The organism is Yoonia tamlensis (assembly GCF_900115105.1).
Classification (GTDB): Bacteria; Pseudomonadota; Alphaproteobacteria; order Rhodobacterales; family Rhodobacteraceae; genus Yoonia; species Yoonia tamlensis.
The window spans coordinates 2,299,426-2,325,811 of record NZ_FOYP01000001.1; the positions used below are offsets into that span (position 1 = coordinate 2,299,426).

The 26,386-nt window shown below is 54.5% G+C and carries 20 protein-coding genes, 2 tRNA genes and 2 rRNA genes; 10 read left to right on the forward strand and 14 right to left on the reverse strand.

Annotated features, from left to right (window positions below; translation table 11 throughout):
• The first annotated feature begins 84 nt into the window (after nucleotides 1–84).
• Nucleotides 85–156, forward strand: a tRNA-Gln gene (locus BM320_RS11785).
• Nucleotides 157–310: 154 nt separating this feature from the next.
• On the opposite strand, the gene BM320_RS11790 is transcribed toward BM320_RS11785, so the two are convergent.
• Together BM320_RS11790 and BM320_RS11795 are read right to left on the reverse strand one after the other, a co-directional pair.
• A complete protein-coding gene (locus BM320_RS11790; protein WP_090200142.1) occupies nucleotides 311–1,216 on the reverse strand; it encodes an AEC family transporter in 906 nt (301 codons plus the stop codon).
• A 218-nt stretch (nucleotides 1,217–1,434) separates the two neighbouring features.
• Nucleotides 1,435–4,119: a DUF2339 domain-containing protein gene (locus BM320_RS11795; protein WP_090200626.1), complete on the reverse strand. Its 2,685-nt coding sequence runs from the start codon at nucleotides 4,117–4,119 to the stop codon at nucleotides 1,435–1,437.
• Between the two features lie 389 nt (nucleotides 4,120–4,508).
• Here BM320_RS11795 and BM320_RS11800 point away from each other — a divergent pair, with 389 nt between their 5' ends.
• The 3 genes from BM320_RS11800 to BM320_RS11810 all read left to right on the forward strand — a co-directional run bounded on the left by BM320_RS11800 (nucleotide 4,509) and on the right by BM320_RS11810 (nucleotide 7,747).
• Nucleotides 4,509–5,606, forward strand: a complete 1,098-nt coding sequence (locus BM320_RS11800) for a Hint domain-containing protein (RefSeq protein ID WP_090200144.1) — start codon at nucleotides 4,509–4,511, stop codon at nucleotides 5,604–5,606.
• 310 nt (nucleotides 5,607–5,916) lie between these two features.
• Nucleotides 5,917–6,924: a hypothetical protein gene (locus BM320_RS11805; RefSeq protein ID WP_165615037.1), complete on the forward strand. Its 1,008-nt coding sequence runs from the start codon at nucleotides 5,917–5,919 to the stop codon at nucleotides 6,922–6,924.
• 109 nt (nucleotides 6,925–7,033) lie between these two features.
• A complete protein-coding gene (locus tag BM320_RS11810) occupies nucleotides 7,034–7,747 on the forward strand; it encodes a class I SAM-dependent methyltransferase (protein WP_131802395.1) in 714 nt (237 codons plus the stop codon).
• A 3-nt stretch (nucleotides 7,748–7,750) separates the two neighbouring features.
• Here the strand turns inward: BM320_RS11810 and BM320_RS11815 are convergent, their stop codons facing one another.
• The 7 genes from BM320_RS11815 to BM320_RS11845 all read right to left on the reverse strand — a co-directional run bounded on the left by BM320_RS11815 (nucleotide 7,751) and on the right by BM320_RS11845 (nucleotide 15,199).
• Nucleotides 7,751–8,182 carry a tripartite tricarboxylate transporter TctB family protein gene (locus BM320_RS11815; RefSeq protein WP_090200150.1) on the reverse strand — a complete coding sequence of 144 codons (432 nt, stop codon included), beginning with the start codon at nucleotides 8,180–8,182 and terminating at the stop codon, nucleotides 7,751–7,753.
• The gene (locus tag BM320_RS11820) at nucleotides 8,172–9,668 is read right to left on the reverse strand and encodes a tripartite tricarboxylate transporter permease (protein WP_090200151.1); all 1,497 of its coding nucleotides are present in this window, start codon (nucleotides 9,666–9,668) and stop codon (nucleotides 8,172–8,174) included. Before BM320_RS11820 ends, BM320_RS11815 begins: the two co-directional genes overlap by 11 nt.
• An 8-nt stretch (nucleotides 9,669–9,676) precedes the next feature.
• Nucleotides 9,677–10,771 carry a Bug family tripartite tricarboxylate transporter substrate binding protein gene (locus BM320_RS11825; RefSeq protein WP_090200153.1) on the reverse strand — a complete coding sequence of 365 codons (1,095 nt, stop codon included), beginning with the start codon at nucleotides 10,769–10,771 and terminating at the stop codon, nucleotides 9,677–9,679.
• 264 nt (nucleotides 10,772–11,035) lie between these two features.
• A complete protein-coding gene (locus BM320_RS11830) occupies nucleotides 11,036–11,944 on the reverse strand; it encodes a hypothetical protein (RefSeq protein ID WP_131802396.1) in 909 nt (302 codons plus the stop codon).
• The gene (locus BM320_RS11835; protein WP_242651007.1) at nucleotides 11,937–12,677 is read right to left on the reverse strand and encodes an O-methyltransferase; all 741 of its coding nucleotides are present in this window, start codon (nucleotides 12,675–12,677) and stop codon (nucleotides 11,937–11,939) included. Before BM320_RS11835 ends, BM320_RS11830 begins: the two co-directional genes overlap by 8 nt.
• 3 nt (nucleotides 12,678–12,680) lie before the next feature.
• Nucleotides 12,681–14,201 carry a hypothetical protein gene (locus BM320_RS11840; RefSeq protein WP_090200157.1) on the reverse strand — a complete coding sequence of 507 codons (1,521 nt, stop codon included), beginning with the start codon at nucleotides 14,199–14,201 and terminating at the stop codon, nucleotides 12,681–12,683.
• The gene (locus BM320_RS11845) at nucleotides 14,198–15,199 is read right to left on the reverse strand and encodes a glycosyltransferase family 2 protein (RefSeq protein WP_090200159.1); all 1,002 of its coding nucleotides are present in this window, start codon (nucleotides 15,197–15,199) and stop codon (nucleotides 14,198–14,200) included. Before BM320_RS11845 ends, BM320_RS11840 begins: the two co-directional genes overlap by 4 nt.
• Nucleotides 15,200–15,476: 277 nt before the next feature.
• Here BM320_RS11845 and BM320_RS11850 point away from each other — a divergent pair, with 277 nt between their 5' ends.
• The 4 genes from BM320_RS11850 to BM320_RS11865 are packed head-to-tail and all read left to right on the forward strand — an operon-like array spanning nucleotide 15,477 to nucleotide 20,636.
• Entirely contained in the window at nucleotides 15,477–16,016 is a 540-nt protein-coding gene (locus BM320_RS11850; RefSeq protein ID WP_090200161.1) for a DUF2271 domain-containing protein, read from the forward strand.
• Nucleotides 16,017–16,021: 5 nt separating this feature from the next.
• Nucleotides 16,022–18,202, forward strand: a complete 2,181-nt coding sequence (locus tag BM320_RS11855) for a PepSY domain-containing protein (RefSeq protein WP_090200162.1) — start codon at nucleotides 16,022–16,024, stop codon at nucleotides 18,200–18,202.
• A 44-nt stretch (nucleotides 18,203–18,246) separates the two neighbouring features.
• Nucleotides 18,247–19,629 carry an ankyrin repeat domain-containing protein gene (locus BM320_RS11860; protein ID WP_090200164.1) on the forward strand — a complete coding sequence of 461 codons (1,383 nt, stop codon included), beginning with the start codon at nucleotides 18,247–18,249 and terminating at the stop codon, nucleotides 19,627–19,629.
• A 44-nt stretch (nucleotides 19,630–19,673) separates the two neighbouring features.
• Entirely contained in the window at nucleotides 19,674–20,636 is a 963-nt protein-coding gene (locus tag BM320_RS11865) for an FAD:protein FMN transferase (protein WP_090200166.1), read from the forward strand.
• 75 nt (nucleotides 20,637–20,711) lie between these two features.
• Here BM320_RS11865 and BM320_RS11870 read toward each other — a convergent pair whose 3' ends face one another.
• Nucleotides 20,712–21,500, reverse strand: a complete 789-nt coding sequence (locus tag BM320_RS11870; RefSeq protein ID WP_242651008.1) for a siderophore-interacting protein — start codon at nucleotides 21,498–21,500, stop codon at nucleotides 20,712–20,714.
• 1,024 nt (nucleotides 21,501–22,524) lie between these two features.
• Here BM320_RS11870 and BM320_RS11880 point away from each other — a divergent pair.
• Nucleotides 22,525–23,265, forward strand: a complete 741-nt coding sequence (locus BM320_RS11880; RefSeq protein WP_090200170.1) for an outer membrane protein — start codon at nucleotides 22,525–22,527, stop codon at nucleotides 23,263–23,265.
• A 103-nt stretch (nucleotides 23,266–23,368) separates the two neighbouring features.
• The gene (locus BM320_RS11885; protein WP_090200171.1) at nucleotides 23,369–24,952 is read left to right on the forward strand and encodes a tetratricopeptide repeat-containing sulfotransferase family protein; all 1,584 of its coding nucleotides are present in this window, start codon (nucleotides 23,369–23,371) and stop codon (nucleotides 24,950–24,952) included.
• A gap of 428 nt (nucleotides 24,953–25,380) precedes the next feature.
• On the opposite strand, the gene BM320_RS16430 is transcribed toward BM320_RS11885, so the two are convergent.
• The 4 genes from BM320_RS16430 to BM320_RS11900 all read right to left on the reverse strand — a co-directional run.
• On the reverse strand, nucleotides 25,381–25,545 hold the full coding sequence (locus BM320_RS16430) for a hypothetical protein (RefSeq protein WP_165615038.1): 165 nt from the start codon (nucleotides 25,543–25,545) through the stop codon (nucleotides 25,381–25,383).
• A gap of 192 nt (nucleotides 25,546–25,737) precedes the next feature.
• A tRNA-Met gene (locus BM320_RS11890) sits at nucleotides 25,738–25,814 on the reverse strand.
• A 142-nt stretch (nucleotides 25,815–25,956) separates the two neighbouring features.
• A 5S ribosomal RNA gene (gene rrf / locus BM320_RS11895) occupies nucleotides 25,957–26,071 on the reverse strand.
• Between the two features lie 127 nt (nucleotides 26,072–26,198).
• Nucleotides 26,199–26,386, reverse strand: a 23S ribosomal RNA gene (locus tag BM320_RS11900); the annotation flags it as partial.

Here is a 26,386-nt window from a genome sequence, read left to right on the forward strand (position 1 = left end):
TTCCTAGCCGGAAACTGCGTCGCCCCAACCGCTGCCCCAAGTGACCTGTTTGGGGCAGGACTGAACCCTGCACCCCTTCGCTGATGGGGTGTAGCCAAGTGGTAAGGCAACGCTTTTTGGTAGCGTGTACTGTAGGTTCGAATCCTACAACCCCAGCAAGCCTTTAAGGAACATTGTTAGACCAACGTCATCGGGCCACGCCGCTGCTCCGGTCACTGAGCCTTGCGCAGGATCATATCCTGACCCGCTTGAATGTTTGCTTCAGCCATCTGCCTTTTGCGCAAATGCCTGCTGGATTGTGATCGGGGCATCAATAGCCCAGCATCCACAACACCAGCGGAATTGTGGCGATGGCAGCGATGGTTTGGGACGTGACGATACCTGCCATTAGCGTCCCGTCGCCGTTTAGTTGCCGCGTCAAGACATAGGAAGTCGGCGCTGTAGGGATCGCTGAAAAAACGATCAAGACAAGCACCTCGACCCCGTTTAGACCCATGGTGCGCGCAACGAACACGGAAAGCAGCGGCATAAGCAAAAGCCGCAGCGCAGCTGTTACCGCGAGCGTTAGGCCGTCGCGGCGCAAGGAAGCGGGCTGCAGTGCGGCGCCTACGCAGAGCAGGCCAAGCGGCAGGCTGGCTTGTGCCAGAAGATCAAGAAAGCGCCCAATACCAAAAGGCAGGCCCCATCCGGTAAGCGCCAGCGCAATACCCGCCAGACACGCCAGTATCAGCGGGTTGCGCGCCATGGTGCGTAGCATCGCAGACGCAGGGCGGCCCTGACCTGCCTCGGTCAGGGACATGATCGACAAGACATTGACCAAGGGCACCGCGATGGCAAGATAAACCGCTGCGCGTTCAATCCCAACGGGGCCGGCTATGGTGGCAATGATCGCAAGCCCCAGATAGGTATTAAAGCGCACCGTGCCTTGCAACACGGGGCCAAAACGGGCCGCGGGCATGGGGCGAAAGCGGCGGATCAGGGACAGCGCGAGCGCGGCGACCAGAATAATTGCAACTGCCACACCGCCCAGCCGCAGCACCAGCGGGTCGCGGATCGGGGCATCGGCAAGGCTGCTGACAAGAAGCGCCGGAAACAATAGAAAGTAGTTGATCCGCTCGGCCGCGGGCCAGAAACCGGCATCGGGAAAGCCTCTTTGGACTAGGATATAACCAAGACAGATGAGCGCAAAGAGCGGCCAGATAGTGACAAATAGCAATGCGGTAATCCTTTGGCTCTGGGCTGCACAGACACAAGGCCGCGCATGAGGTGATGCGCCAATCGTTAAAGACCGAAGCGCAGGGCGGGGCAAGCGGCGTGCCCTAATATTTGGCGGCGGAATCCTTGATGGGTCTTACCCGTCATAGCGTCCGGATCACCATTATCGCCTAATGCCGTCATTTGCACCAACGCCGGCGCAGGCTGGTTTTGCAGTCCTTAACTGTCTGTGGGTTCTTCATTTGCGCGCTCGGCAGCCCACCGGTTAAGCCACGCCAATCCGGCAAGAGCCAAGCCAAGGAACAACAACGAGAACACGCGGATAAGTCCGCCAAGACCGCCAATATCCACCATAAATACCTTGGCGACGGCCAGACCGATCACAACCAAGCCCGCTTTGCGCAACATCACGCTTGAACGTGCCAGCGACTGATAAAAAAGGACTGCACCAACGACCAGAATCGCAACGGTATAACTGTAAAGTTCGGGCTGCCCGATGTCTGGCAACAGCATGCCTTCGGCACCACGCCAGAAATGCCTGATCGTCAAACCAAGCCAGCAGCTTGCGAGCGCCAGCGCCACAGCAACAAAGCCCAACCGCAGAGTGCGATGCGTATTATAAAGCCAGCGCGCCCCGAGCAGCAGCGTCGCGGCAGGCAAGAGATATGCAGGGATTAACGTGTTCAAAAGGCTTGGCCCGACAACCGCGTTCCGGAACGCATATAACAACGGATTAAGAAGCGTCACCGAAAGCACGATCTGTGTGGCGGCCATCAGCAAGAAAATCACCGCCGCAATCTTGCGCAGCGCAGCAAGCGAACCGCCAATTTCCAATCGCCGCAATTGCGCCATGCCAAGCGCGATCCAGATGGTGGCCCCGATACCAACGGTCCAATGGCTTGCTGTCGCCGTTTGGCCACTTAGACCTTCTATGATCCGGTAAAGCAGCAACGACAGCAAAATGCCCGACGACGAAAACACCGCGCTTTCGAGCAGGACTTCCGATCTTGGTCGCTTTGCGGATCTTGCAAGCACCCATGAGGCTGCGAATGCGATGACTGCGCCAGCGTGTGAGAGGAGCATTTCTGGCAAGGGCGCGTTGATCGCCCAGTCGATGCCGGGGTCAATGACCAGCCGGTACCCAACCGCAGTAATTCCCGCCAGAATATAAAGCCCCATAAGCGGAAGATTGAACTGCCTATCAAGCCATGCCGCAGCAACGATTGTCACAGCAATCGCAATCGTGAGCGCGGCAGATGTAAACAAGATGACCACGCCAAACGCGATGCAAGCCAAGGCCGACAAAACCGCAAATGATGCGCGCAGCCTGTTGTCTGGCCCGTCAGCACGGGCGAAACGTTCCGCCATCACCGCCATTAGCGCCCCGATTGCCATAGCATGCAGCGCCCAAACATAGGCGCCAATGGTCGCTGCTGGGTTCCAGCAGACTTCGATCACGATGGCCAATGTCGGGGCGAACACTGCGGCCCCGAGCGCCACGAAATCCCGTGCCGGCCCGCCACGCAATGACCGCCACGCGGCCAGGGCCGATATCACCAGACCGATCGCGACGATCACGCTTGCCATCAACGGCAGGCTTGCGCCGGGTTCTTGCGCTGCTATCGCGGTGGTTCTCCAGATACCTGCGCAACTGGCGACAATGGCAATCAAAGCCGCCGCCGGAATTGCCGCAAGATCGGTAATCGCCGTGGCATTTCGCGCCCAGACAAGAATGCCAAGCAGCATCAAAGTTAACATGACAACGGCGACCCAGAATAGATCGGGACGGGCGGTTTCAAACGCCGTCAGCGATATCAAACCGCTTGCCGCGACCACGGCCCCACCGGCAAGGCGCGTCGGGAATTCGGGCCAGCTGTCACCCTTTGCATGCGCAAATAGCGCGAGGCTTAGCGGCGTGCCTGCGTGATCTGGCACAAGCCGCCTGACAGGTATCGCAATCGCTGCAAACATCAGGGTTGCACAATAGATCACAAAATACGGTTGCAACTGCCACCCTGATCCAAGCATCAAAAGCAGACCTGCCCCGTAACCCAATGACAGTGCCATGATTGATACCCACGCCCAGCGCCGGATCGTGTCGATCCCCAGTCCGGCGACAACCACAATCGTAAAGTAGACAAGCAACCAAGATGGGTTATCCGATGACCCGCCAACGACAAACGGCGCCACTATCGCCCCGATCACGCCAACCGCCGCAAGAAGCGGGCCGTAAAACCACCCCAATATCAACGCAAGCAGACCAACCAGCGCCATGCCCACCAGCGCGATCTCTGGTCCGATGAACCCGTAGAGCAAACGCGCGGAAAGCACGGTCGCAAACAGCGTCACAATCCCCGCGCCCGAGAAGGTCGAGGGCAGGTAAGCCGTCGTGCTGCCTTCGTCATCGCCGTAACGCCGGCGGACATATTCCCCCGCACCGACCAAAACACCACCAAAGACCAGCGCCGCCATTATGCGCAGACCCGGCGGCAAGAGCCCCTGCTCAACCCCGTAAAGGACAAGAAAAATACCAGCAAGTGCGAGCGAAACTGCGGAAACGGCATAAAACCAATTCTGCATGATCCATTTGATCAGCAAACCGACATTTTTGCTGTGCAATGCAACTGCCTTTGGCGGGCCGATGTCGTCTATGGCGGGTTCCGGCACAGGATCCGGCACCTTTGGTGTGGCTGCCACAGGCGGTTTTTGGGCCGTCTCGGCTCGAACTGGCGTGCTTTGCTTGGGAACTATGGGCGTTGCGGGCAGCTTTGCGGCGTTTTTCGCAATATGTTCTTCAAGGGCGTCAACGCGCCCCTTGAGATTGGCATTGGAAATCAAAAGATAAATAACCGCGATCGGGATAGCGGCGACCAGCAGAACGACGAGAATTAGAAAAGCTTCCACAGCAACGGATCCAATCGGGTTTGTTACATGCCCACCGCTATCACAGATGCACATCAATTCAAGATCAACCCTTGGGTGAAGTTTGTATTGAGTTGTGTCGGAATTCGGGATGCTGAAGACCTAAACGCACGTGCTTGGGGCGCCAACCCACGGGTCAGGCCTGACGGAACATTGAAATCTAGCCTGACATGCATGGTACGCACGCCAAGTATTTACGCCGTATTATCACTTGCCGGTTAAAAGATCAGACGATACATTCTATAGACTGAAACACATCAGTATCTGCCATATTATTAAAAAGTAGATTAAAGTTTGGGTTCCGTTAGGATGTGTCTCGGCGGCGCACGAAGCTTTATTGAGTTAGCCAACGATCCGAACGGAGCAGAGTCATGACAACAGTAACGTTTTACGCCAGAGGCGATAGCGCGACGGCAAACAACGCGTCGCTCAACATTACAAACACATCGCAGCTACCAACGACCACACTGGTATTTGACAGTGGTGCGAACGGCGATGTCCTTCTAGATTACGTTGCGCCTGCAGGCGCGGGACAGCTGAATGGTTACGACCCTGATACAACAGTATCAATTAACGGTGGCCCTGCTCTCCAGTTCCGTGTTGAACAAACAGGCTACTTGCCCCTTAACAACGGCAAGGTGCCCGACGTTGCGGAAGGCAAGGAAGTCGTCGTGATTTCTGTCGGATCCGGCGGTACTTACCAGCGGTATTTCTTTCTGACAGACGGCTCTGGCACCCTTACCTTGATGAACAGTTTTGGTAACGGTGCGGTTCCTTTGGACCTTACTGATACGTCACCCGATGATCCGGTTGAAGTATGCTTTTGCGAAGGCACCAGCATTCTGACGAAATCCGGCTATCGAAATACTGAAACTCTCAAGGCGGGCGATATGGTCCTGAATGACGCAGGCCAGGAAGTGCCGATCCTGTGGATTGGCCGCTCTGTCGTTACGCGTGATACGATGTCTCGCGACCCGAATCGCCGGCCTGTGCGCATCCCTGCAAATGCGATTGCCGAAAATGTGCCGTCATCGGATCTTTTTGTTTCAGCCCAGCACCGTATCGTCCTCGAAGGCAGCTGGTGCGACCTTTTGTTCAGCGAAGAACGTATTTTGACACCTGCAAAGCACCTTGTCGGGGCAATCGCGGAATGGGTCGACCCTGACGCAGATGTCGCATATTTCCACATTCTGTTCGATGATCATGAAATTCTGGTTTCGAATGGCGCGCCAACAGAAAGCTTTCAGCCTGCGCTGCGCGCGTTCAACGGTATTTCTGCCGAAATGCGTGCGTCATTGTCTGCTGTGGTTGAACCACAACGCCTTAAAGAACTGTTCATGCGCCCCGATGCAATGCGCAGCTTGAACGCCAGTGAGGCGCTCACGCTGATCGGCGCCCTATTCGCCAAGCCCGAAAGCATGTCACAAACACAAGGCGTTTATCCACTTCAGGCCGTGAACAGCCGATAGAAACAAAGCACGGCGGATGGCATCCGCGCATCTGTGTTTGTGTATGACCGCCTGTTTTGGGTATGGGCGAGAATGTTGTGGGGAACCGGCTGGAAACCGCGGGTTTACCCGCGAACTTGTCATTTTGTGGCGCATGCTAAACGGCAACCAGTTTTCGGGCACATCGATCTAGCCCCCGATCCATATCCAAATATTAAACCGTAAACATTGTTCTGTCTTTATTGCCACGGGCTTACGAAAGTGACACCTTACAATAGCTTCCAGGTAACACTGCGCAGTTCTATTATGCATTCGACGTATTGGGGTAATGATGATCACTGTACTCGTTAGTGAAATTAACCGCTCCCCGATGCGCAGGCTACTCAAGACGGCAGGCCATGCGTTACCCAAGATCCGCGTCTTGACTTATACGCAAGTGTTTCGTCGCTTTTTTGTGCCCGCGGGCTGCGTCATTTTCACTGATTTTGATTTGCTCTCAGATTTCGAGCTGGATGCAGCTTGTGCGATTGCTGCGTCGGTTGAAAATCGCGGTGCACCCAGTCGCGTCTTGAACGACCCGCGTAAAGCAAAGGAGCGTTTCGCGCTTCTGTCACACCTGTTCGAAACGGGCCAAAATACGGTTGAAGTAACGCGACTGCAAAGCGACCAACGTCCAACCCGCTACCCGCTTTTCATACGGTTTGAAAACGGCTGTTTGCGCCCAGACTTTGAAATGATTTCCTCAGCCAGTGAACTCGACGCTGCAATTATTGACCTTACAAACTCGGGCCGAACTCTGCGGGGTCGTATGACGGCAAGTTTCGAAACCGCAACTGACGCTGATGGGCTTTATCGCAAGTACGGGGCGTTTCGGATCGGCGATTACATCGTGCCACAGCATATATTGCGGTCAGACAAATGGATCGTAAAATCCAGAATTTCGTCGGCGGACGATGCCTTTGTTGCCGAAGAACTGGCCTTTGTAAGGGACAACCCACATCGCGCGGCATTAATGAAAATTTTCAAGGCAGCTAATATCGAATTTGGGCGCATTGATTACACCGTGCGCGATGGTGAAATTGTAGTTTTTGAAATCAATATGAACCCCACGTTTCCACGCTTTAGAGGTGGCAAAAGCAATCGGGCGGAACGGCGAAAATACATCCTTGAAGGATTGGTCGCCGGATTTGAATCACTCGATGTACGTACAGATAAAGAACCGATACATTTTACGCCGATCAATTATGCCGAACGTTATTTAGTTTTGCGACGTGAAGACATATTCGCAAGATTAACCCGATTATGGCACCGCGCAAGACGAGGTAAAGCAAATGAATGACACACGCCCCGGCATGCAAGCCCTCCCGAAAACAAGCGCATTGGCCCTATCCATTGCGCCCGCAACTTGTAGCCCTGATTGCCATTCGTATCATGCGATTTGGGGTTTCATGCGCCTGTTCGGCAACCTTCCAGCGGTCGCGAATGACCATGCGTTCATGCTATCTGCCATCGACACGGCAATTGAAGCAGGCGCAAGGAAAGTCCTTGTGTCCGGCTCAGCAGATCATGGCGTTTTGGCTTATGTCATTGCTGCTTTCGACAATGCAGGTGTGCGCCCCGACATTACGGTTATCGACCAGTGCGGGACCCCTTTGGCTGTCTGCTCAGCCTATGCCCGCGAACATGGTCATACGATCAAAACACATGCATGTGATGCGCTAACCTATTTTGGTGGGCCATTCGACTTGATCGTCGCGCATAATTTCTTGAATTTCTTTTCGCCCGATGCGCGTGTCACGCTTGTCCGAAACTGGGCGGCACTTCTGGTGGAAAACGGGTGCATGATAAACCTGAGCGCGGTTAAAGAAAACGTGCCGGAGCGGGTGCTCAGGTTTCCGCCTGAAAAAGCCGAAGAACTGGCCGAACGCATGTGTGATGCGCGACGCGCGAGCGCGCACTCAGGGCTCATCTCGGAAGAGGAGATGCGCCACCTTGTTCACGACTACTGTGCACGCCGCAATAGCTGGGCAATTCCAGATATTGAATCGCTAACCGCACCTTTCCTAAACAACGGGTTCGTCTTTGATACGCCTCCGCGTGTAGACCAATTAGCTTCGCGGCCCGGACGTAAGAGGGTCGGGATTATCGCGCGACGCGCCTGAAAATCACCGCAACAAATGCCCTGCGTATAAGCGGATTTGTAGAAGCTCTTGAAAGACGCCGATAACGATGATCGGGACCGCAGCGGCGCAAATAGCCGCAGTGATTATGCGGTACTTCCCCTGCCGCACGACCAGAACCTGAACAAAGACGCTCAGTGCTCCGCCAATCGCGAAACCAAGCATGGTGACCAAAAATGCAGCCAACGCCAACCAAGAAAATTGCGCAATATCGCCTTTGCCGAAGTTCGCCGCACTGGGCCGCGGCGCGCGTGCCCGCGCGTTTTGGACAACCAACACGACGCACAGGACAAGGCCGATACCACACGCCAACCCCGGCGCCAATGCGACCTCCCACCTGTAACGCAGAATTTCAGCGAGGCAGATCGCAAAGATGAAACCAAGTATTGCTGGCAAAACCAACCCGCTATGACGCATCTATATGATCCTTCGCGATCTTGGCGTGCGCCATAAGACGGCGCGACATGCGATGCATAGAAAAAAGCAGCGTTGCGATCATCAGCAATGAAACCGGTCGAAGCAGAAATTCCGGCCCCCAAATGCTCAGAGACTTCACAAGCGATGTCTCGGCTTCTGGCCCTAGGATCAGGCCAATGACGAAGGGCGCACGTGGCCAGTCAAGAACCAAGAAGGCGTATCCGATCGCCGACATCGCAATCATCACAACAAAGAAACGCCAGTCGTTTGAAGCAATATAGATGCTCGCCATCGCAAGAAGGTAGACATATGGCACAAGTAGATGAACAGGCACACGTGCGAGCCGCTGAAGCACACCCGACAATGCAACGAGAGTTACAGCAGCAAGTATGTTGGACAATGCAAGCGCCCAGACCATAGCCCAGATCAAGCCGTTGTTTTGTTCTACAAAGCTCAACCCGGGTGAAACTCCTAGGGGGACCAGCGCAATCAGGAAAATCGCCATGCCCGAACTACCGGGAATACCCAAGAATAAAGTGGGCACAAGGGACCCACCTTCTTTTGAATTATTTGCGGCCTCCGGACCAATCACCCCTTCGACAGCACCTTTGCCAAATTTTTCAGGATGGTCAGAGCTTTGTGCGGCATGCCCATAGCAAAGCCAGGCCGCGACGTCACCACCAAGGCCCGGAATGATACCCACGATTACGCCCATCACAGAGGTGCGCAGCGTCAGCCAGCGGTGTTTGACAATATCCGCTGCCCCCAGCGCGATCTGCCGAAAGACATCCGCCCTCGGCAATATCTCGGTTTGAGATATCTGCGCTTTTCGCCCGACCCTGAGCATTTCGGGGATCGCAAACATCGACAGCACTGCGGTTACCAAGTTTATGCCGCCATAAAACACATCCAGATCAAAAGTGAGCCGCTCTACGCCGTAGGTTGTTTCCTTTCCGACAAAGGCAATTGTTAAGCCAAGACAGCCAACGATCACCCCTTTCACAAGGCCACTGCCGCTTAACAGCGCGCAAAACCCAAGCCCGAAAAGCGTTAACAGAAATATTTCGGGATAGCTGATCTGTTTCATCAAGCTCAGCGCGAATGGTACGATAAGCGCAAGACAGATAGTGCCAACGACACCGCCAATACCAGATGCAATTGCAGCCGCAGTAATTGCACGCGTGCCATCACCATTTTTGGTCATGCTATGACCGTCAAGGACGACAGCGGTGCTTGGACCTGTGCCCGGAATGCCTAGCAAAATGGTGGGCGCTGCAGCGCCGGTATGCACGACGGCATGCAGACTGATAAGAAACACACAGCCAGCGAGCGTATCCAGCCCGATGAGAAACGGCATGACGGAAATCAACGCAATCTTTCCGCCAAGACCCGGTATGGCACCAAACACCATACCGATTGGAACAGCCACCACCATAAGCACAAGTGCCAGTGGCGACGAAAATAGGGCAATCAAGCCATCAAGCATCTTTGTGGCTAATTTTGTTCAATAACTTCAACAACCAACTCGCGAATGCGGGGATCACCATTCAGAATATCACGTGCCAGTTGGCCCGCTTCTTCGCCCGAGAGATAATCGATCGGCATGCCTTGCTGCGCAGCCCTTTCGAGCAGCTCGGGATCAGCGATTGCAGCGGCATAAGCCGCGCGTAGTTTCGCCACCAGTGCAGGGTCCATATGTGGTGATGCCACTGTGATGCGGCCAAGGGCACTAAGCGCGGTGATGAGGTCGGTTGCTAGAATTTCGTCACCGGTCTGTGCGATATCGGTTGCTTTGGGGGTATCTTGCAATAGGGGCGATACCGGGTCGCCAAATACGAGAATAGGGATGCCGGACCCTGCCTCTACGGCTCTGATTGCGCTACCTTCGGACATCAGTTCGCCTTGTGATTCACCTTTCAGCAAAGCCGCGAGCGATTCAGACCCGCGAAAGCCGGGAACGATTTTCAGTTCAAGATCAAATGCGTTGTTTAACAACCCGGTTTGAATGTGACCGGAATTTCCAAAGCTACCTGTTGTAAAGATGACGCCGGCTTCGGCATCGCGCAGGTCCTGAAAGGTTTCAAATCCTGAATCAGCACTGACGATAACAAACCGTGCCTCTGACGAAGCTTTGCCAATCCAGTTAAAATCGGCAAGGTTGAAATCGATATCCTCGTTGCCAGCCATCTCATCAAGGATAAGCCCGGTGTTGAACAGCATTACTGTTGCGTCATCAGCGTCCAGTTCAGACAATTCGCGTAGAGCATCAAGACCACCGACAGCGCTGCGGATTTCGGGAATGACGTTTGCATCGCCTAGCTGACGCTCCATAAACTCGGCAAGCAGACGCCCGTAACGGTCATACCCGCCGCCGACCCCAGCGCCGATCCAATAGTTGAGCGTATTAATCTCGACAGTGTCGTCTTGGGCGACGACAGCGCCAGTTGCGCCAAAACTGATGATTGCTGCGATAGCGACAGTTTTTCTTGTGGCATGATAGGCCGCGGCGGTGTTTTTCTTCAGGTTGGAACAGAGCGCTGCAGACTTTTCCGATATCTGGTTTGATACATCGTAAATGCTAGGCTTCATTTGGCGAATTCCCTACTTAAGTTGGCGACTGGATGACCTTTTATGACGAACGTGCAACCGGTTAACCTGAGCATAACCGTTCCGGATTGTTTCGCAAACGCGAAGTTTTCTGGGTACATATCTACATTACGTTTTGGCGTTCTGTCGCGCTGAATGCCATCTTTCGCAAATACAGCACTAAATGCAGCGCCCCGGCTTGACCAAATCGCGGTGGATCAAAAGCTGCCGCTAGCGACATGTCAGACGTGGGTATTTAGTTCCCGTTTATCGGTGCGGACTGTCCGTTATTGCCGCAACGCGTTTGCCCAGCATCACGTTGCCAGCAATATAAAGCGCAAGATCGCCTGCGGTTGTGATGACCCGCAAGATCAAGGCCGCAATCAATAGTTCATCGCCCGCAGCCGCCTGCGCAAGCAATCCAACAAGCAGCGCCTCGCGCACGGCAATGCCGCCCGGTGCTGCGGGTGTCAGAAAACCAACCAACCATGCGAAAATGGCCGCGGGGATCGCCACGGCCACAAAGCTGCCGGACACGACAAACAGAACCACCGCAAAGATCGTGCCCTGAAACACCATAAAGCCGACCCCCCGAGACAAAACACGCAAGGCGGCCATGCGCCACGATCTTTGAATGCGCCAGGACACCAGCGCCGCAATACCGGCAGCCATAGCCAGAAAAAGTGGCGCCAATGTCTCTAGCTGCGCATGCACCTGCCCCGCGCCACCCACAAAAGGCACGACAAGACAGGCCGCAATGACCGCGCATAATGGCAGGCTGGCAAGTTCGATCACCGATGCCGTTGCAAGGGGTCGGTGATCGAGACCGAAATCCTTGAGAAAAATGTGTCGGCTGACAAGATGCACAATATTGCCGGGGATATATTTGGCGATTTGGGTTTTTGTATAGGACAACAATAGCGGCGCAACAGGCGGCGATGGCTGAACCAGCGTTTGCACGATCGTTGCCCAGTTGAATGCCAATAGCCCCAATGCGGCGCAATAGACCGCCACAAGCAGGGCCAGCATCAAGACCTGAGACACGGATGGCTGCCAGTTGCCGAGCGCGCCGCGCTGTTCAAAAAGCGCCCAGCCCACAAATACAAATGCCAGCATCGTAACAAGTTGCCCGATCCGCCGCGCGACCTGTTTAAGCGTTTGCGACCTGTCAGACATGGCGCCCATCGGCCAAAGCGCGGCGCAATAGCGTTGTCTTGTCAGGGTAAGGGAGCGATGGCGTCATGCCGCCAAAATGCTCTGCGACTAGGCCGCTGTTACGGATCGCCTGATCATAGCGCGCCCGCTTTGTATTATCAAAAACGATCATGCCGCCTTGTGCCAGACAGCTTTGCGCAACTTGCAAACAGGCAGGGCGCGCACGCCCGTCGATGACAATGAGGTCGTAAGTCTGGCCGGTCCGGCTGATTGCGTGGACATAGCTTTCAAAGCTCTGGCCGGCATAACTCTCTTTTTGGGAATGATAGAGAGGGTTCTCGCTTAAGGATGGGTCGGGCTGCACGCAATCGAGCCGGATATTCGGATAGGTCGCGATCCGGCTTTGCATAAGGTCATACCAGCCTTTGTCATGCTCTGTGCTGTGGACAATGCCCGCGCGCCGCGCCAGCCAGATGGTACTGGCTCCGCTGCCAAATTCGAAAACCGACGCGTTCGGGCGCGACGCGAGAAACTGATCAACCTTGTCAATCGCACGGTACGTCCACCACGGCACATCCAGCGCAATCATCTGATCGACATCGTAGATCGCGAACAACGCACGAATCCAGTGCGCAACGCGCCGGTCTTGGCGACGTTCCAGCCAACCAAGAAGACCGATACGCTGGGCGACAACGCCCAGAACGCGGATCGTTTTCACATAGGCCTGTTTGGCCTTTAACTTTATCATTGCCATTTTTTAGCTTTCGTCGCGTTCTTCAAAAACGCTTTCCGGATCGACGCACAACTGCTCAAGTCGTGCGGGTGAAAACGCTTTTTCAGCCAGTTCCGCAAGACATCTGTCGCGCCCCCAAGATTCATAGGTTTGACCGGGAGATTGCTGGTAGCTTTTCCGAAGCGGGATCGTGACAAGTGCCGAAGTAAGTACACCGCACAAGGCCAAGATAAAACCAATCAAAAAAACACGCCTGTTATGTTCAATTACCTCTGCAAACCGCGCGATCAACCCGGGCAATCCGAGAAGGCACAAAGCCATCATAAATGGCCAGACATCTGTCTTGTACCGCAAAGCAACGGTTGGGTAGCTAAGCATCAAAACCGCGGCTACGCCCGTAGTCATCAAGAGCGGCAAGGCGCGCGCACCGCCAGAAATCCTTGGCCGCCCGTAGCCGAACCCAACCAGCGCAAGCACCACCCATACTGTCCACAACGACAGCATGCCAAACCGTGGACTTTCGATATAGCCATGACCCGATATATGTTCAGTGGCTCGGCGGTGCAGAGCTGCGATTTCCGGACTGACAATTGGCGTATCAAGGACATAAATAAGCGCATTTGGCACGATGCGCCATGGATGAAACCGCCCATGTTCAACAAAGACGACGCCACGCCCGTCCGTTGCATAGTCGCTGCCGAAAAAGACAGGTGCATATTGAACCTGACTGTTTTCTTCGGGGCTCTCGATTTGGCCGTGCGCGGCCGTTGCGGACCCAAATCGCACCTTGTTCAGATGCAAAAACGACAGCCCCATAATGCCAAGGATTGCGAGACTAAGCATTGCAGGAACAATTGCACGGCGCTTTTCATCCCATATAGAAAATGCAAGCATCAGCAAAACACCGGCATAAAGGCCCACTGCCAGATGCGGCCGCGCATGGAGCAACACACCTGCCATGAGTGCCGCAGGAACCACGGCAGAGCGCCACGCCATGCCAAATAATGCGCAGCGCCACATAAGGTAGACCGCAACAGCCATAGCCGCATACGCAATACCCATCGGCTCGTGATATAGTACCGGATTGTTGCTCAGCAGAAAACCAGGGCTACAAATCCAGATCGCCAGACCACCAACAGCAACCCAGGATACCGGTATCTGGGCAAAATATTTGCGCACCACCTGAAAAATCGCCAGATGATAGAAACCCGTGCCGATGGTCGCCCATAGCCATATCGAAAACGCAGCAGTCGGAAATTCGTTGAGCGCAACAAACGGATGCAGCAGGACGCGCGTCAATAACGGCGCAATCCCGTGGTAAAGATACCCTGTGCCATCGGCCCGATAGTGCCCTTCAAGGAGTAACATACGCAGCGGAAGGTCAAATCGCCCTTCGAGCAAGCGATAGAAATAGGCGTTGTATATCTCTGTTCCAAAATACGGATAGGAATTGGGCATGATGAAGCCAAAGACCAGCATGCCATAAAGCAAGGAGCCTAGCGCCGCACAAAGCAAAGATAAAAGAAGGGCCTTATCCTTGATCATGGCTGCCCGCTTTCGGTTTTCGCGATTGGCGCTTCAATTGGTTTTGGATTTTCGTCAGATGTGGCCATTTCGATATCGCGGATACGGCGCAATATCTGCTCAAGCAGGCGGCGGTTGGTCGCAATTGTGTCGCTGAGCAATGCAAGGATGATCGTGATATAGCCGGCCAGCAAGAACACGCCGCCCAAAACAAGCGACTGGATATTCCCGTCGCCGTTGCCCGTCACGTAAAAGAACAGGAACCGCAACACGGGCAATACCCCGATCAGGATCATGACGCCGCCAATGCTCATGAATGCATTCAGCGGACGGTACATCACATAACTGCGTAACATTGTTGCCGCCTGTTTGCCGATGAAAGACCACATTGAACGAAACAGCCGCGAGGGTCTGTTGGTCGGGTTCGTATTGATCACAACCGAAGTGATATGAAATCCTTGTTGGCCTGCGTGGATCAGGGTTTCGGTCGTATAGCTGAAACGGGTCATCACGTTGATGCTCATGGCGGCCTCGCGCGAATAGGCCCGGAAACCCGACACCGCATCAGAGATATCGACCTGCGCAAGATTGCTGACCACCGCGCTGCCGACCTTTTGGAGCAAGCGCTTGAGCGGCGAAAAAGTTTTGTTTTGGGCCGGCTGGCGGTCGCCCAGAACGATATCGGCCTGCCTGTCTACAATGGGTTTGACCAGATCTGCGATGCTCGCACTGTCATATTGATGGTCTCCATCGGTGTTCACAATAATATCGGCCCCCATGCGCAGCGCGTGTTCAATCCCTACCTGAAAACTATGCGCAAGCCCGCGGTTCGTGGTGTTGCGCAGGATGTGGGTCGCGCCCATCTGGTTCGCAATTTCGACCGTCCGGTCTGTCGATCCGTCATCGATGATCTGCGTTTCGATCGTGGTAATGCCCGCGATCTGCTTTGGAATACCCGCCAGCACCTGCGCGAGGTTTTCTTCCTCGTTCAGGCAAGGAATCTGCACAATCAACTTCATATAGTTAACCTTTTCGGGGCTTCGATATTCGGGTTTGTCTAAAAATACGACAGTAGTTCAAAAGAACCGCAATTCACAATATGGCGCGGGAATTATGTCTGACTAGGCGCCGCACAGCTTAATCAGATTATTTTTGTCAGGTACCGCAAATACCCCTTTACCTTACAAAAAGACTCGCCTATTCAACCGCCAGCCAGCGAGACGCGCAGCACCGCAAGGTGCGGGACGCCCTGAATGCCAAGCTATTCCCACAATTGAAAAATTAACGGAGGCAGCTTTGCACCCCTTTTCAAAACTTTTACCGGTCACCGGACCGATCACCCAGGTATTTCGCCAAAAAGAAACGATGCGTGCGCGCGCGCTGGCACTTGCCTTGGGCCTGTCATCAGCCCCGTTTTCGGCCGCTGCCGAAGAGGCAACTTTCCTTGTCCAGCTCGAAAACTACGCAGGCGAAAACGCCTATTTCGCGCTTTATCTGATCGATCCTGATGACCGTTTTGTGCGCACGCTGTGGGTTTCGGGCGATGAGGCACGCTGGTATCCCGACCAGCCGCGCTGGTGGAAATATGTCGGCCGCGCCCAAGAGGATCTGCTGCCTGTCACGGGGGCATCGACAGCGGCGGGTGACCGCGCTGTCATTCGTATCGCGCTCGAACCCGAGGTGCTGGACGCGGGCTATCAGATCCGAGTTGATACCTCTGTCGAGGACCAGCAGAATTTCCCGAACGATATCCAAATCCCTCTCGAAAGCACGGCGCACGGCGAAAAAATCGAAGGCACCGGATACGTCCGTTACATCCGCTACGCCTGGGAATAGCAGCAATGTCGCGCAGTATTCATGCAATCGTCGGGCTTGGCCTGTCGGTGTTGCTGATGGTTCTGGCCATCAGCGGCGCTGTTCTGGCAACCAAACCCGTCTATGACCAAATCGCCCCGCAGGTCGAAATTGACGGTGTTACGGTCGCGGATATGTTGCGCGCACTTGCCACAGCGCACCCCGCGATCATCAGTGAACGGATTGTGCGCAAGGATTCCGGACAGTTCCAACTTAGCTTTACGGAAAGAAATCGCCGAAACACGCGGCTAATCGACCCTAAAACAGGCGAATTTCTACCCGAACACAAAGAACCTGCGATCTACACATTTATGCGCGACCTGCACCGGTCGTTCACCTTTGGCGAAGCGGGGCGTGTTCTGGCTGCGATAGGCGGGTTCGGGATGCTTGTGCTGACCATCACCGGAACTTTCCTGCTGTTGCGCAGGCTTGGCGGATTGCGCCAGATTTTTGCGCCGGTTCATGGCAGGGGGATGGCGGGTATCCACGCGCTTTTGGGGCGATTGTTGGTCTTGCCGTTGATGGTCACAGCGGCAACCGCGCTTTGGCTGTCGGCGGTGTCTTTCGACCTGATATCAAGCGGCGCGGATGTTGCCCCTTCCTATCCTGAAAGCCACGAAGAACTGGCGGCTGTCGCGCCGTGGGATCTGGAGGGGCTAAAACAGACCGCCCTACACGAGGTCAAAGAGATCGTGTTTCCGATCCCTGAAGACTGGTTCGATGTCTGGGCGATCAAGACAACATCGGCATGGGTGTTTTACGACCAGTTCACCGGCGTAGAAATATCGCGCGATCCGGTGCCGGTTGCAGGCAGGCTGCTTGGGTTCATTATGCTTTTGCACACGGCACAAGGGGTGTGGCCATGGGCGATTGTCTTGTTCGTGTCGTCGCTTGCGGTGCCCTATTTTATTGTCAGCGGCGCGGTTGTCTGGTGGCAGGGGCGCAAACAGGGCGGCAAACGTATCCGCAATAACGCCGCGCTGAAAGCGGCGGAAATCCTGATCCTTGTCGGCACCGAAGGCCGCAGCACTTGGCGCTTTGCCAAAGCTTTGCATGTGGCGCTGCACGCAGCAGGCAAGAAGGCGCGGATGGTCACAATGAACGAAATGCCGCGTGATCTTTGCGGTGTTTCATTGATCATCGCAATGACTGCGACCTATGGTGACGGTGATGCGCCACAATCCGCAGACAAGTTTCTGACGCGGCTGGCGAAAACCCAAACACATGCCGTTTCCCATATGTCGCTGGGCTTTGGGGATAAGGCATTTAGCAGCTATTGCCGTTTTGCCCATCAGGCAAATGATGCTCTTGTGCACAAATTTGGCCCGCCAGTAATGCCCCTGTGCGAGATCGACAAGCAATCCGAACAATCGTTCCAGACATGGTGCAACCAGCTGTCAGCCTATCTGACCATTGCCCTTGATGTCCGCTATACGGGTCAGCGCCCCAAGACGCGCACAATCCGTTTGCAAAGCACGCAAACCTTTGGCGCACGCTTGGGCACGACCACCGCGATCTTGCGGTTTGACGCGGACCGGCTGCCGGACCACCGGCCAGGCGATCTGGTTCAGGTGTTTGCGCCAGCGCTAACCGTACCGCGGCTTTATTCGCTCGGATCGGATGCAAAGGCTGACGGTTATCTTGAAATTGTGGTGCGCCGCGTTGAAGGCGGGCTTTGTTCGAACTGGCTTTGTGATCTTGAGGCCGGCGCGCAAATCGATGTTGCCATCGTAAGAAATGCGCGTTTCCAGATGCCGCGCCGCAAGCCCGTGGTCATGGTTGGCGCGGGAACCGGTATTGCACCGTTTACAGGTATGATCCGCCACAACCGTGCCGGACGCCCTGTTGATCTTTACTGGGGCGGGCGACATCCCGACGTTGACGCGCTTTATGTAGGCGATATTTCACATTGGCTCGAGTCAAAGCGGCTGCATACATTTGGCCCCGCCTGGTCGCGCAACCATCCCTCTCAATATGTTCAGGATCGGCTGATCGCCGACCGTGGCCAACTTCTCGCTCGGCTTAAATCCGGCGCGACGATCATGGTTTGCGGCGGCACGGCGATGGCCGCAGCGATCCGCACCGAAATAGACATCCTGGCCGCCGAAATCGGGCTCTCTGCAGACGAGCTGAAACGCACGAACCGCTACCTCGAAGATGTTTACTAAAGCGGCAATTTGCCGTGCCCACTTAAACGCGAATAGGAAAAAACATGCACGCAACTTTTAGAACTACACTCGCGGCTTTGGCCATGTCGGTCAGCACATTTGCCCTGCCTGCATTTGCAGACAATATCCTGCTGGACGAAAATTTCTGGGAAACCGCTGATCTGGCCGCCGTCGAAGCCGCCGTCGCGCAAGGCGCCGATGTCAGCGAACTTGGCGCGGGGGACTATAACCCGTTGACGCGCGCGCTGCGCGGTGGTGCCCCGATTGCGGTGATCGATTTTCTTGTGGCCCAAGGCGCTGATGTAAACCAGCCAAGCCATGACGAACGCCCCGCAATCTTCTGGGCCGCGCGGTACGGTAATCTTGATATGGTTGAACATATTGTCGCATTGGGCGGCGACATCAGCGCAAGGGACGACTCTGATCGCAATGCTTTGGTTTATGCGGCCTTTGGCCAGAATGATCGCGCGGTTTTTGAATATCTTGTTGCCGCCGGTATTGATCCGAACGCGGTCGATTCATCAGGGCGGAATGCAGCGCTTGCGGCGGCCTATCAGAATACCGATCTGGATACCGTGACCTATCTGTCCGAAATATCCGATCTGTCGGCGCGCACCACCGATGGTTCGGATGCGTTCATGTTGGCCGCTGCGCGCAATACCAATGTCGATGTCATCGCAGCGATGCTGGCGCATTCTGCGGACCCGCATGGGGTCACCACAGACGACGGCGAAGATGCCCTGCTTTTGGCGGCAGAGCGCAATGCTGAAGTTGGCGTTTACCAGTTCCTGCTCGCCAACGGGTTCTCGCTTGATGTCAAAACCAATGCGGGGCGTGATGCGCTTTCTATCGCATCATATCGCAACGCAAGTGACGTGATCGCGTTCCTTCTGGATGCGGGGCTTGATGCAAATACCCCCGACGCGTCGGGCCGCACAGCGCTCTTCTATGCAGCCGAACGCAACAGCGCCGAAGTCGTCGCACAGCTTCTTGCGGCCGGCGCATCTGTTGATGTCACCGACGAGCAAGGCAATACACCCCTGCTGATGGCTGCAAATAGCGGCGAATCCGATGCGGACACAAATGTTGCAGCTTTGCTTGCGGCCGGTGCAGATGCGCGGGCAACCAACGCGGATGGGCTCAATACCTTGGCAGCGGCTGCGGACAAGGGACTGTCGCTAGACACCATCAAGGCTTTGGTCGAAGCGGGTGCAGATGTGAACGCAATGAATGCGGACAGAATGTCGCCGCTCATGCTGGTTGCGATGAAAGGCGACGATCCTGCCCTGATCGCGTATTTGCTGAGCGTCGGTGCGGATGTGACCCTTAGCGACGACTTTGGTGACACCGCTGCAGATCTGATCGCCGAAAATGAAAACCTAGCCGAAACACCGGTCGCAGCATTGCTTGCTGCTGCCGTAAACTAGCAGGCTCCCCCCGCGCGCTATTACCCGTGCGGGGGGAATTCAGTATGGTAGATACCCCCGCCCCTATTCACCGCCATCATGGCACAATCATGGGTGGCCCTTGGCAAATTTTGCACAGGCCCGCTGCACAAACGCCCCCAAGCGACGTTGCCGCCGCCGCGTTCGCCGCGTTGCAAGCCGTTGACAGGCAAATGTCGACATACCGCGCCGATAGTGAACTGATGCTTCTCAATGCGGCACCGCTGCACACATTCGTCCCGATTTCTGGCGAACTGGCTACGGTCATGCAATGCGCGGACAGGTTGGCCGAACTAAGCAAAGGTGCCTTCAATATCTGTCTTGGCGAAATGGTCAACGCATGGGGGTTCGGGCCAAATCCCGCGCCCTTGGTGCCTGTCGACAAGCAGCGCACAGCCGAACAAGCGTCTGCGGTCGCGCGGGGCAACTATACATTGCGCACTGATCCCCCTGCATTGCGCAAAAACGCGCCTTGTGCCTTTGATCTTTGCGCCATTGCCAAGGGATTTGCCGTTGATCAGGCCGCAAAATCCGTGCGCGGCTTGGGCGTTGACGACTTTCTGATCGAAGCCAGCGGCGAGGTTTATGCATCAGGCGAACAGGCGCACGGCAAACCGTGGCGCGTGGGCCTCGAACTACCGGTTCCTGGCGACGATCACGTTGTTTTTGACGAGGTAAAGCTAGAAGGGATGGGGGTTGCGACCTCGGGCGGGTATCGCAATTTGCGCACGATTGACGCGAAAACCTATAGCCACATCGTTGACCCCACAACAGGCGCACCATTGGAAACCACGCTGCTGTCGGTCACGGTCGCAGCGCACACATGTATGGAGGCCGACGGGCTGGCAACCGCGCTCTACGTACTAGGCGGCAAAGCCGGTATAGAATTCGCCCATGCGCATAAGATCGCCGCGCTTTTTATGCTGCGCGAGACCGAAGGATTCCGCGAAGTCAGAACGGATGCGTTTTGGGACCTCGCCAGGTTCTGATCCACGGCGGCTAACCCCATCAAGTCCGTATAAATCCCGATGCTTTTTGATCCAAAGCACCGGGAAATTGCGGGGTTAGTCGCCTTCAGCCCGCTTGACCTGCTGATGTTCGTCTTCGATCAGCCCGATCTTCCAATATCCTGATATATAAGCATCATTTTTTGGCACCCCGCGCCGGTTGATGATCTCTGCGCGCAGCTCTTTGATCATCGTGCTTTCACCGGCGATGCAGGTCTGCACAACACCGGTAAGCTCCGGCAGTTCCTTGATCTTTGCAACGGCCTGTTGTGCGGGTTCATGCGGATCCGGATGCACAATCCACTGCACATCGACACCGGCGGGTGCATTGATCGCCTGCTGATCGTCACGCGAAGTCACCGCAAGATAGGCAACCCCGACCGCGTCGCGCGGCATTGCCTCAAGCGTTGCAGCCGCAACCGGAAGCGCCGACATATCCGCTGCGATAACATAGGTGTCACCGTAATAGTCGGCCAGCTTGACCGGCCCGGGTCCTGCAAATGCCGCGATATCGCCCGCTACACAACGGCGCGCCCAAGCGCTTGCCGGTCCGGCATCACCGTGATCGACAAAATCAATGTCGATTTCTCCCTGTTCCGGACGCACATAGCGGATCGTATATGTGCGGACATCCGGCCGTGGCCCCTCTTGCAACTGCCGCGCGAATTCTGCATCCGGCTGCGCGGGTTTCGGCATGAAAATTTTGAAATGCGCCCCTTCGATCCCCGCCGGAAGTTCCTTAATCCAAGGAGCATGGCACGTGACCCGTATCATATGCGGTGTGATCCATGATTTTTCCGTCACAGACATGATCCGCGGTAACCGGTTATTGGGTGCTGTCGCCATGTGTTTTTCCTTTGGTCGCGCATCTGGGTGGCATTGGTTTTGCCCCCTAAAAACGCGGCATTTGCCCCCAAGTCAATAGCTGATTATTTTTGTCAGTTATTAATCTGCGGAAGCAGCGACTGCGCCGGCGCTGCGCGCGGTCACTCGTTTTGCGATCAGGATTTCGATACCTCGCCAATACCTCTCCTATAGGGGTCAGCGCGCTGGCGATGCCGTTGCATCTCCCGCAAGCGTGGCCTCTGTCATATGACCGGCTAAGTTCAAGCGCGCACCTTAGTCCGCCCACAAAAGCCGCCGAAAACGGTTTTACATTAGATTACTACCACGGGTGGCCACAGACATTTGATGCGCTGTTTTGGTTTGCAGAAAGCGGCATCCCCCTACCAGAAGGCGTACATCTGACACCCATTTCAGAAAATGAGATTTTCAGCGTTTACGCCATATCACCCAGAATTAACTAAGGTCGCTGACCGGATAGCGAAAATGCGCGAGGTGGATCGGCAGCTGTTGGGGTTGTTTGAAAGTCGGGCGGCGATTTCGGATGTTCCGCATGATGAATTTCCAGACTTCATGGAACGCCTCGTCGAAGCATTACAACGTTACAACGATTTGCATCCGGTAGACTTGGAGGAACGGATAGGGAAGGCGACCGCGAGGTACCGGCGGGTATAGGTTGGGCGACGTGCGGCCCTTTTCTGGAGTTTCAAAGCCTGAACGCAGCTATGGAAAAAGCGGATCATCACTTGAACCATAAAATGAAAGTTGAGGCCCCTATCGTCGCTGCTGATAGAACGAATTCGCCTCAATATCCTTGATTTCCACGATGGCGTACCCGCCGCTTAAGGTTTCCTTGATTTTGATCCGCCAGCTTTGCCATTGATCTCTGCAGCGTCACAAAAATAGGCGATATCTGTTGCGGATCTACATCATACCATCCAGCATTCGCGCCGCGGCAATCTCGCGCGCGACCTGAATTGGTTTGCATGCCATTAATCAAGAGTAGTTGTTAAATTAAGGAGTATTTATGACACAGTTTACACCAGAAAAGATGAGCATTGCCGCCTGTGCCGCTTTGCTTATCAGTAGCGCCCCTGCTTACGCTGGCGGCTTGGGCGATATGGTCGCGGAGCCCGCTCCGGTTGCACCACTCATCGCGCCCCTCCAGACGAACAATGACTATTACGTCTCTGTTTTTGCGGGCAGCAACGCAGTGTCAGACATCGACACCAATTATGATTTCTTTGACAATGACTACACTGTTGCGTTTGACACCGGTTTTGTCGCGGGTGTCACATTTGGTAAACGGATTAGTGAAACGCTTCGTGTTGAAGGCGAATTGTCCTTTGCAAGTGCTGAAGCCGCAAACTATTCCGCAATCAGTAGCGCCGGTTATGTTTTCGCTGATTCTGTTACTGCCGAGGGCAATCTGGACGCGACTTATCTTTTGGTCAACGTTTGGTACGATATCCCGACGGCTGGACCATTGGGATACTATGTCGGTGGTGGTCTTGGCGGGGCCAAGGTGGATGGCGACATCACCTTTAATGGTTTTGCATTCGGCTATGGGCCCGGCGAAACAAAACTGGCCGGCCAGATCGGTGCAGGTTTGATGTACGATGTGTCGCAGTCGTTGACCCTGGACGTCGGGTATCGATTTAAACATGTCGGTGATGTCGATTTCGAAGATAGCGATGGAACTGGCGTTTACACAGGTGGCACAGTCCAGAGCCATAGCTTGCAAGCTGGCTTGATGTACAACTTTTAGTGTGAACCAATAAATTGGGGCCTGCTTTATGCGGGCCCTTCCCTACTGTTGATGTGAATTCACGCGATTTGATACGATCCGTATTTTAGGGGTTTACGAGACATTGCCACACGAGCCTCCTTCGAAAGAACACATTCTACGCACCCTGCAAATCGGCGTTGACCTCCAACGTGACCAAAAGTACCTCGAAGCCGAACGCATATATCAATCGGTTCTGCGCGCAGACCCGCGACACGCGGATGCGCTCAATCTCATGGGTACGCTTTCAATAGAAGCAAAAAACTTTGATGTTGCGTTAGACTATTTTGCAAAAGCTCTACGTCGGTCACCACGCAACCCTGTCTACAACAACAATATGGGCAGTCTACTTTTGCGTATGAAGCGCAATAAGGAAGCGCGCCAGTATTTGTCAAAAGCCATTCAAGCCCGCCCAAATTTTGTAGAGGCCCTTTGCAACCTTGCCAAAGCACACAAGCTAATGCTGAATGGCGTCGAATCCGAAAAATTATACAGAAGAGCGCTCCTAGCCGACCCGGATAGCCTTAAGGCGCGATTAGGGCTTGCCGACCTGCTTATCGACAACGGTAGCGCTGAAGATGCCGCCGTAATTTACGAGGATATACTCCGCGAACATCCCAGCTCTGTCGAAGCGCTCTTGGGACTTGCTGCATCGCGCAAGTTTGCACCAGACGCACCCGAAATTGACCTCATTCTTCAACAGATTGAAGCACCCGCTACACCCGATGATGCCTTGATCCAGCTTCATCATGCTGCGGGCAAAATCCTTAACGATCAGCGCCGCTATGGTGATGCAATCAAACATTTTTCTATTGCAAAAACCTATAGCAAAGGTGCGTTTGACTTACATCGACACAAACTATTTTATAGATCGTTGATTGAAACGCTGACACCAGAGTTCTTTGCCGAAAGATCCGATTTCGGGAGCGAGTCTGAGCGGCCCGTCTTTATAGTGGGAATGCCACGTTCAGGAACGACACTTACAGAACAAATTTGCGCAAGCCATCCGGATGTTTACGGCGCAGGGGAGCTCTCTGAACTGCATACGATTGCGCGCTTGCTGGGCCATTCTGCCTCCAAGCCAAACGCACTGGCCGAAGCTTTGATCGCCATGACAAAGCGCGAGTCCAAAAAACTGGCTGATCTCTATCTCTCGGGCTTGAAAAAGCATGATAGAAAGGCGCTTCGTGTCGTAGATAAGATGCCGCACAACTACGAGTTTCTTGGCCTCATCTCGTTGCTGTTCCCAAATGCCAAAATTATTAATTGCAATCGCGATCCGATGGATAACTGTCTCTCATGCTTTATGCATCGATTTTCAGAAAGCCACGGCTATAATGCTGACCTCGAAACCATTGGATATTACTACCGACAGTATCGAGAGCTAATGGATCACTGGCAGGCCGTATTACCAACGCCCATCCTTCTTATGCAGTATGAAGAAACTGTGGCAGATCTGGAAACGCGCGCACAAGCACTAATCGATTTCGCGGGGCTGCCTTGGGACCCAGCTTGCCTTGCGTTCCATGAAACCGAACGCACCGTTAGAACCCCCAGCCGGTGGCAAGTCCGCCAACCAATCTACACCACGTCGGTCAAACGCTGGACCCGCTACGGCGAAGCGGTCGAACCGCTAAAGTCAGCATTGGGAAACTTACTAGATGAGTAGCCGCCGTTTAACATACACTACTTAGCGCTTTGTCCCACGATCAGGCATCCAGAACATGGAAGATGCTGCGTGACCAACGAATGGCCACTTCGGAGATCGCAGAAGACAGGGTGCGTACCATGGCAAGTCTTCTGTAGGGGGCAAGTTCATACTCGGTCATCAGCTTTTCACTCTTAGCTTTTCCCTCGCTGCAGCACTACGCTTCCCGGGTTCTGACATAGTTTTCCGGAACATTTCTTTCTGCTCTGCCTCGGATATTGCCATTGACGCGGTCGCGCGTGGTTCCGGTGCATCCCTATCCGGTTGGCTTTCAACGGTTAGGATACGAGAATTGAACGGTTGTTGGATCTACGTGCTTGACGCCGTGATGCTTTGGGTAACTGCATTTGTGTTAACACGGCCTCTCTCTTGAAGTGCAGGCCCTGGCGCTAACTTCTTTCTAGTCTGGTTCTGCGGAGGCGCGCGGTTTTCTCTTCGCGTTTTGCGGTTTCGTTTTCCGTGATTTCTTTTGATGCGCGGAGAGTTTTTTCGAATGGAGTCTCGGCACGTGGTTTTGCGGTTGTAAAGACGTCTGTTGACTTCAGCTTGGCCATTGGTCGCTCTCCTTGAGGTGTTTTCTAGGATCGTGCGTCGTCTTGATGCAGCGCGCTTCAGTCTTGCGCGTTGGTTGTTACCCCCATTTTGTTTGCGCGTTTGTTGGTTCCAGAGTGTTTCCAGCGGTGTAGCACCAACACAAAAAGCCACCCTAGGGTGGCGTGTAGCGTGTTGTCGTTAGTGGTAGATTTTGGTTGCGGGAGTAGGATTTGAACCTACGACCTTCAGGTTATGAGCCTGACGAGCTACCGGGCTGCTCCATCCCGCGCTGGGGTGTCGTTTTGAGCCTGACGAGGCTTGAGCGTTTTGTAAACTCTTGAGAAGAGTTTATAGCGAACGCGGGGTGCTCGATCCCGCGCTATTTTGAGAGGTCTTTTTGCTATCGTATAGAGAGACGTGTTTCTTATTAGGTTTGGCAATGACTTACTCTCCCACGCCTTAAGACGCAGTACCATCAGCGCTGCGGCACTTAACTGCCGAGTTCGGGATGGGATCGGGTGTTTTGCTCGCGCTATGATCACCAAACCAAAAAAGAAACACGGGCCCCGCTTGCGCGGGAGCCGTCAACATCAGGTTTTGTTCCATGATCATCGTATACTGATGATTGTGTGTGTATGTGTTTTGATTTTCGCCAGTCTTACTATTACTGGATCAAATCAAGCCTATCGAGCCATTAGTACCAGTCAACTGAACGCCTTACAGCGCTTACATCTCTGGCCTATCGACGAGGTGGTCTACCTCGGCTCTCAGGGATATCTTGTTTTGAAGGGGGCTTCCCGCTTAGATGCCTTCAGCGGTTATCCTGTCCGATCATAGCTACTCTGCACTGCCGTTGGCACG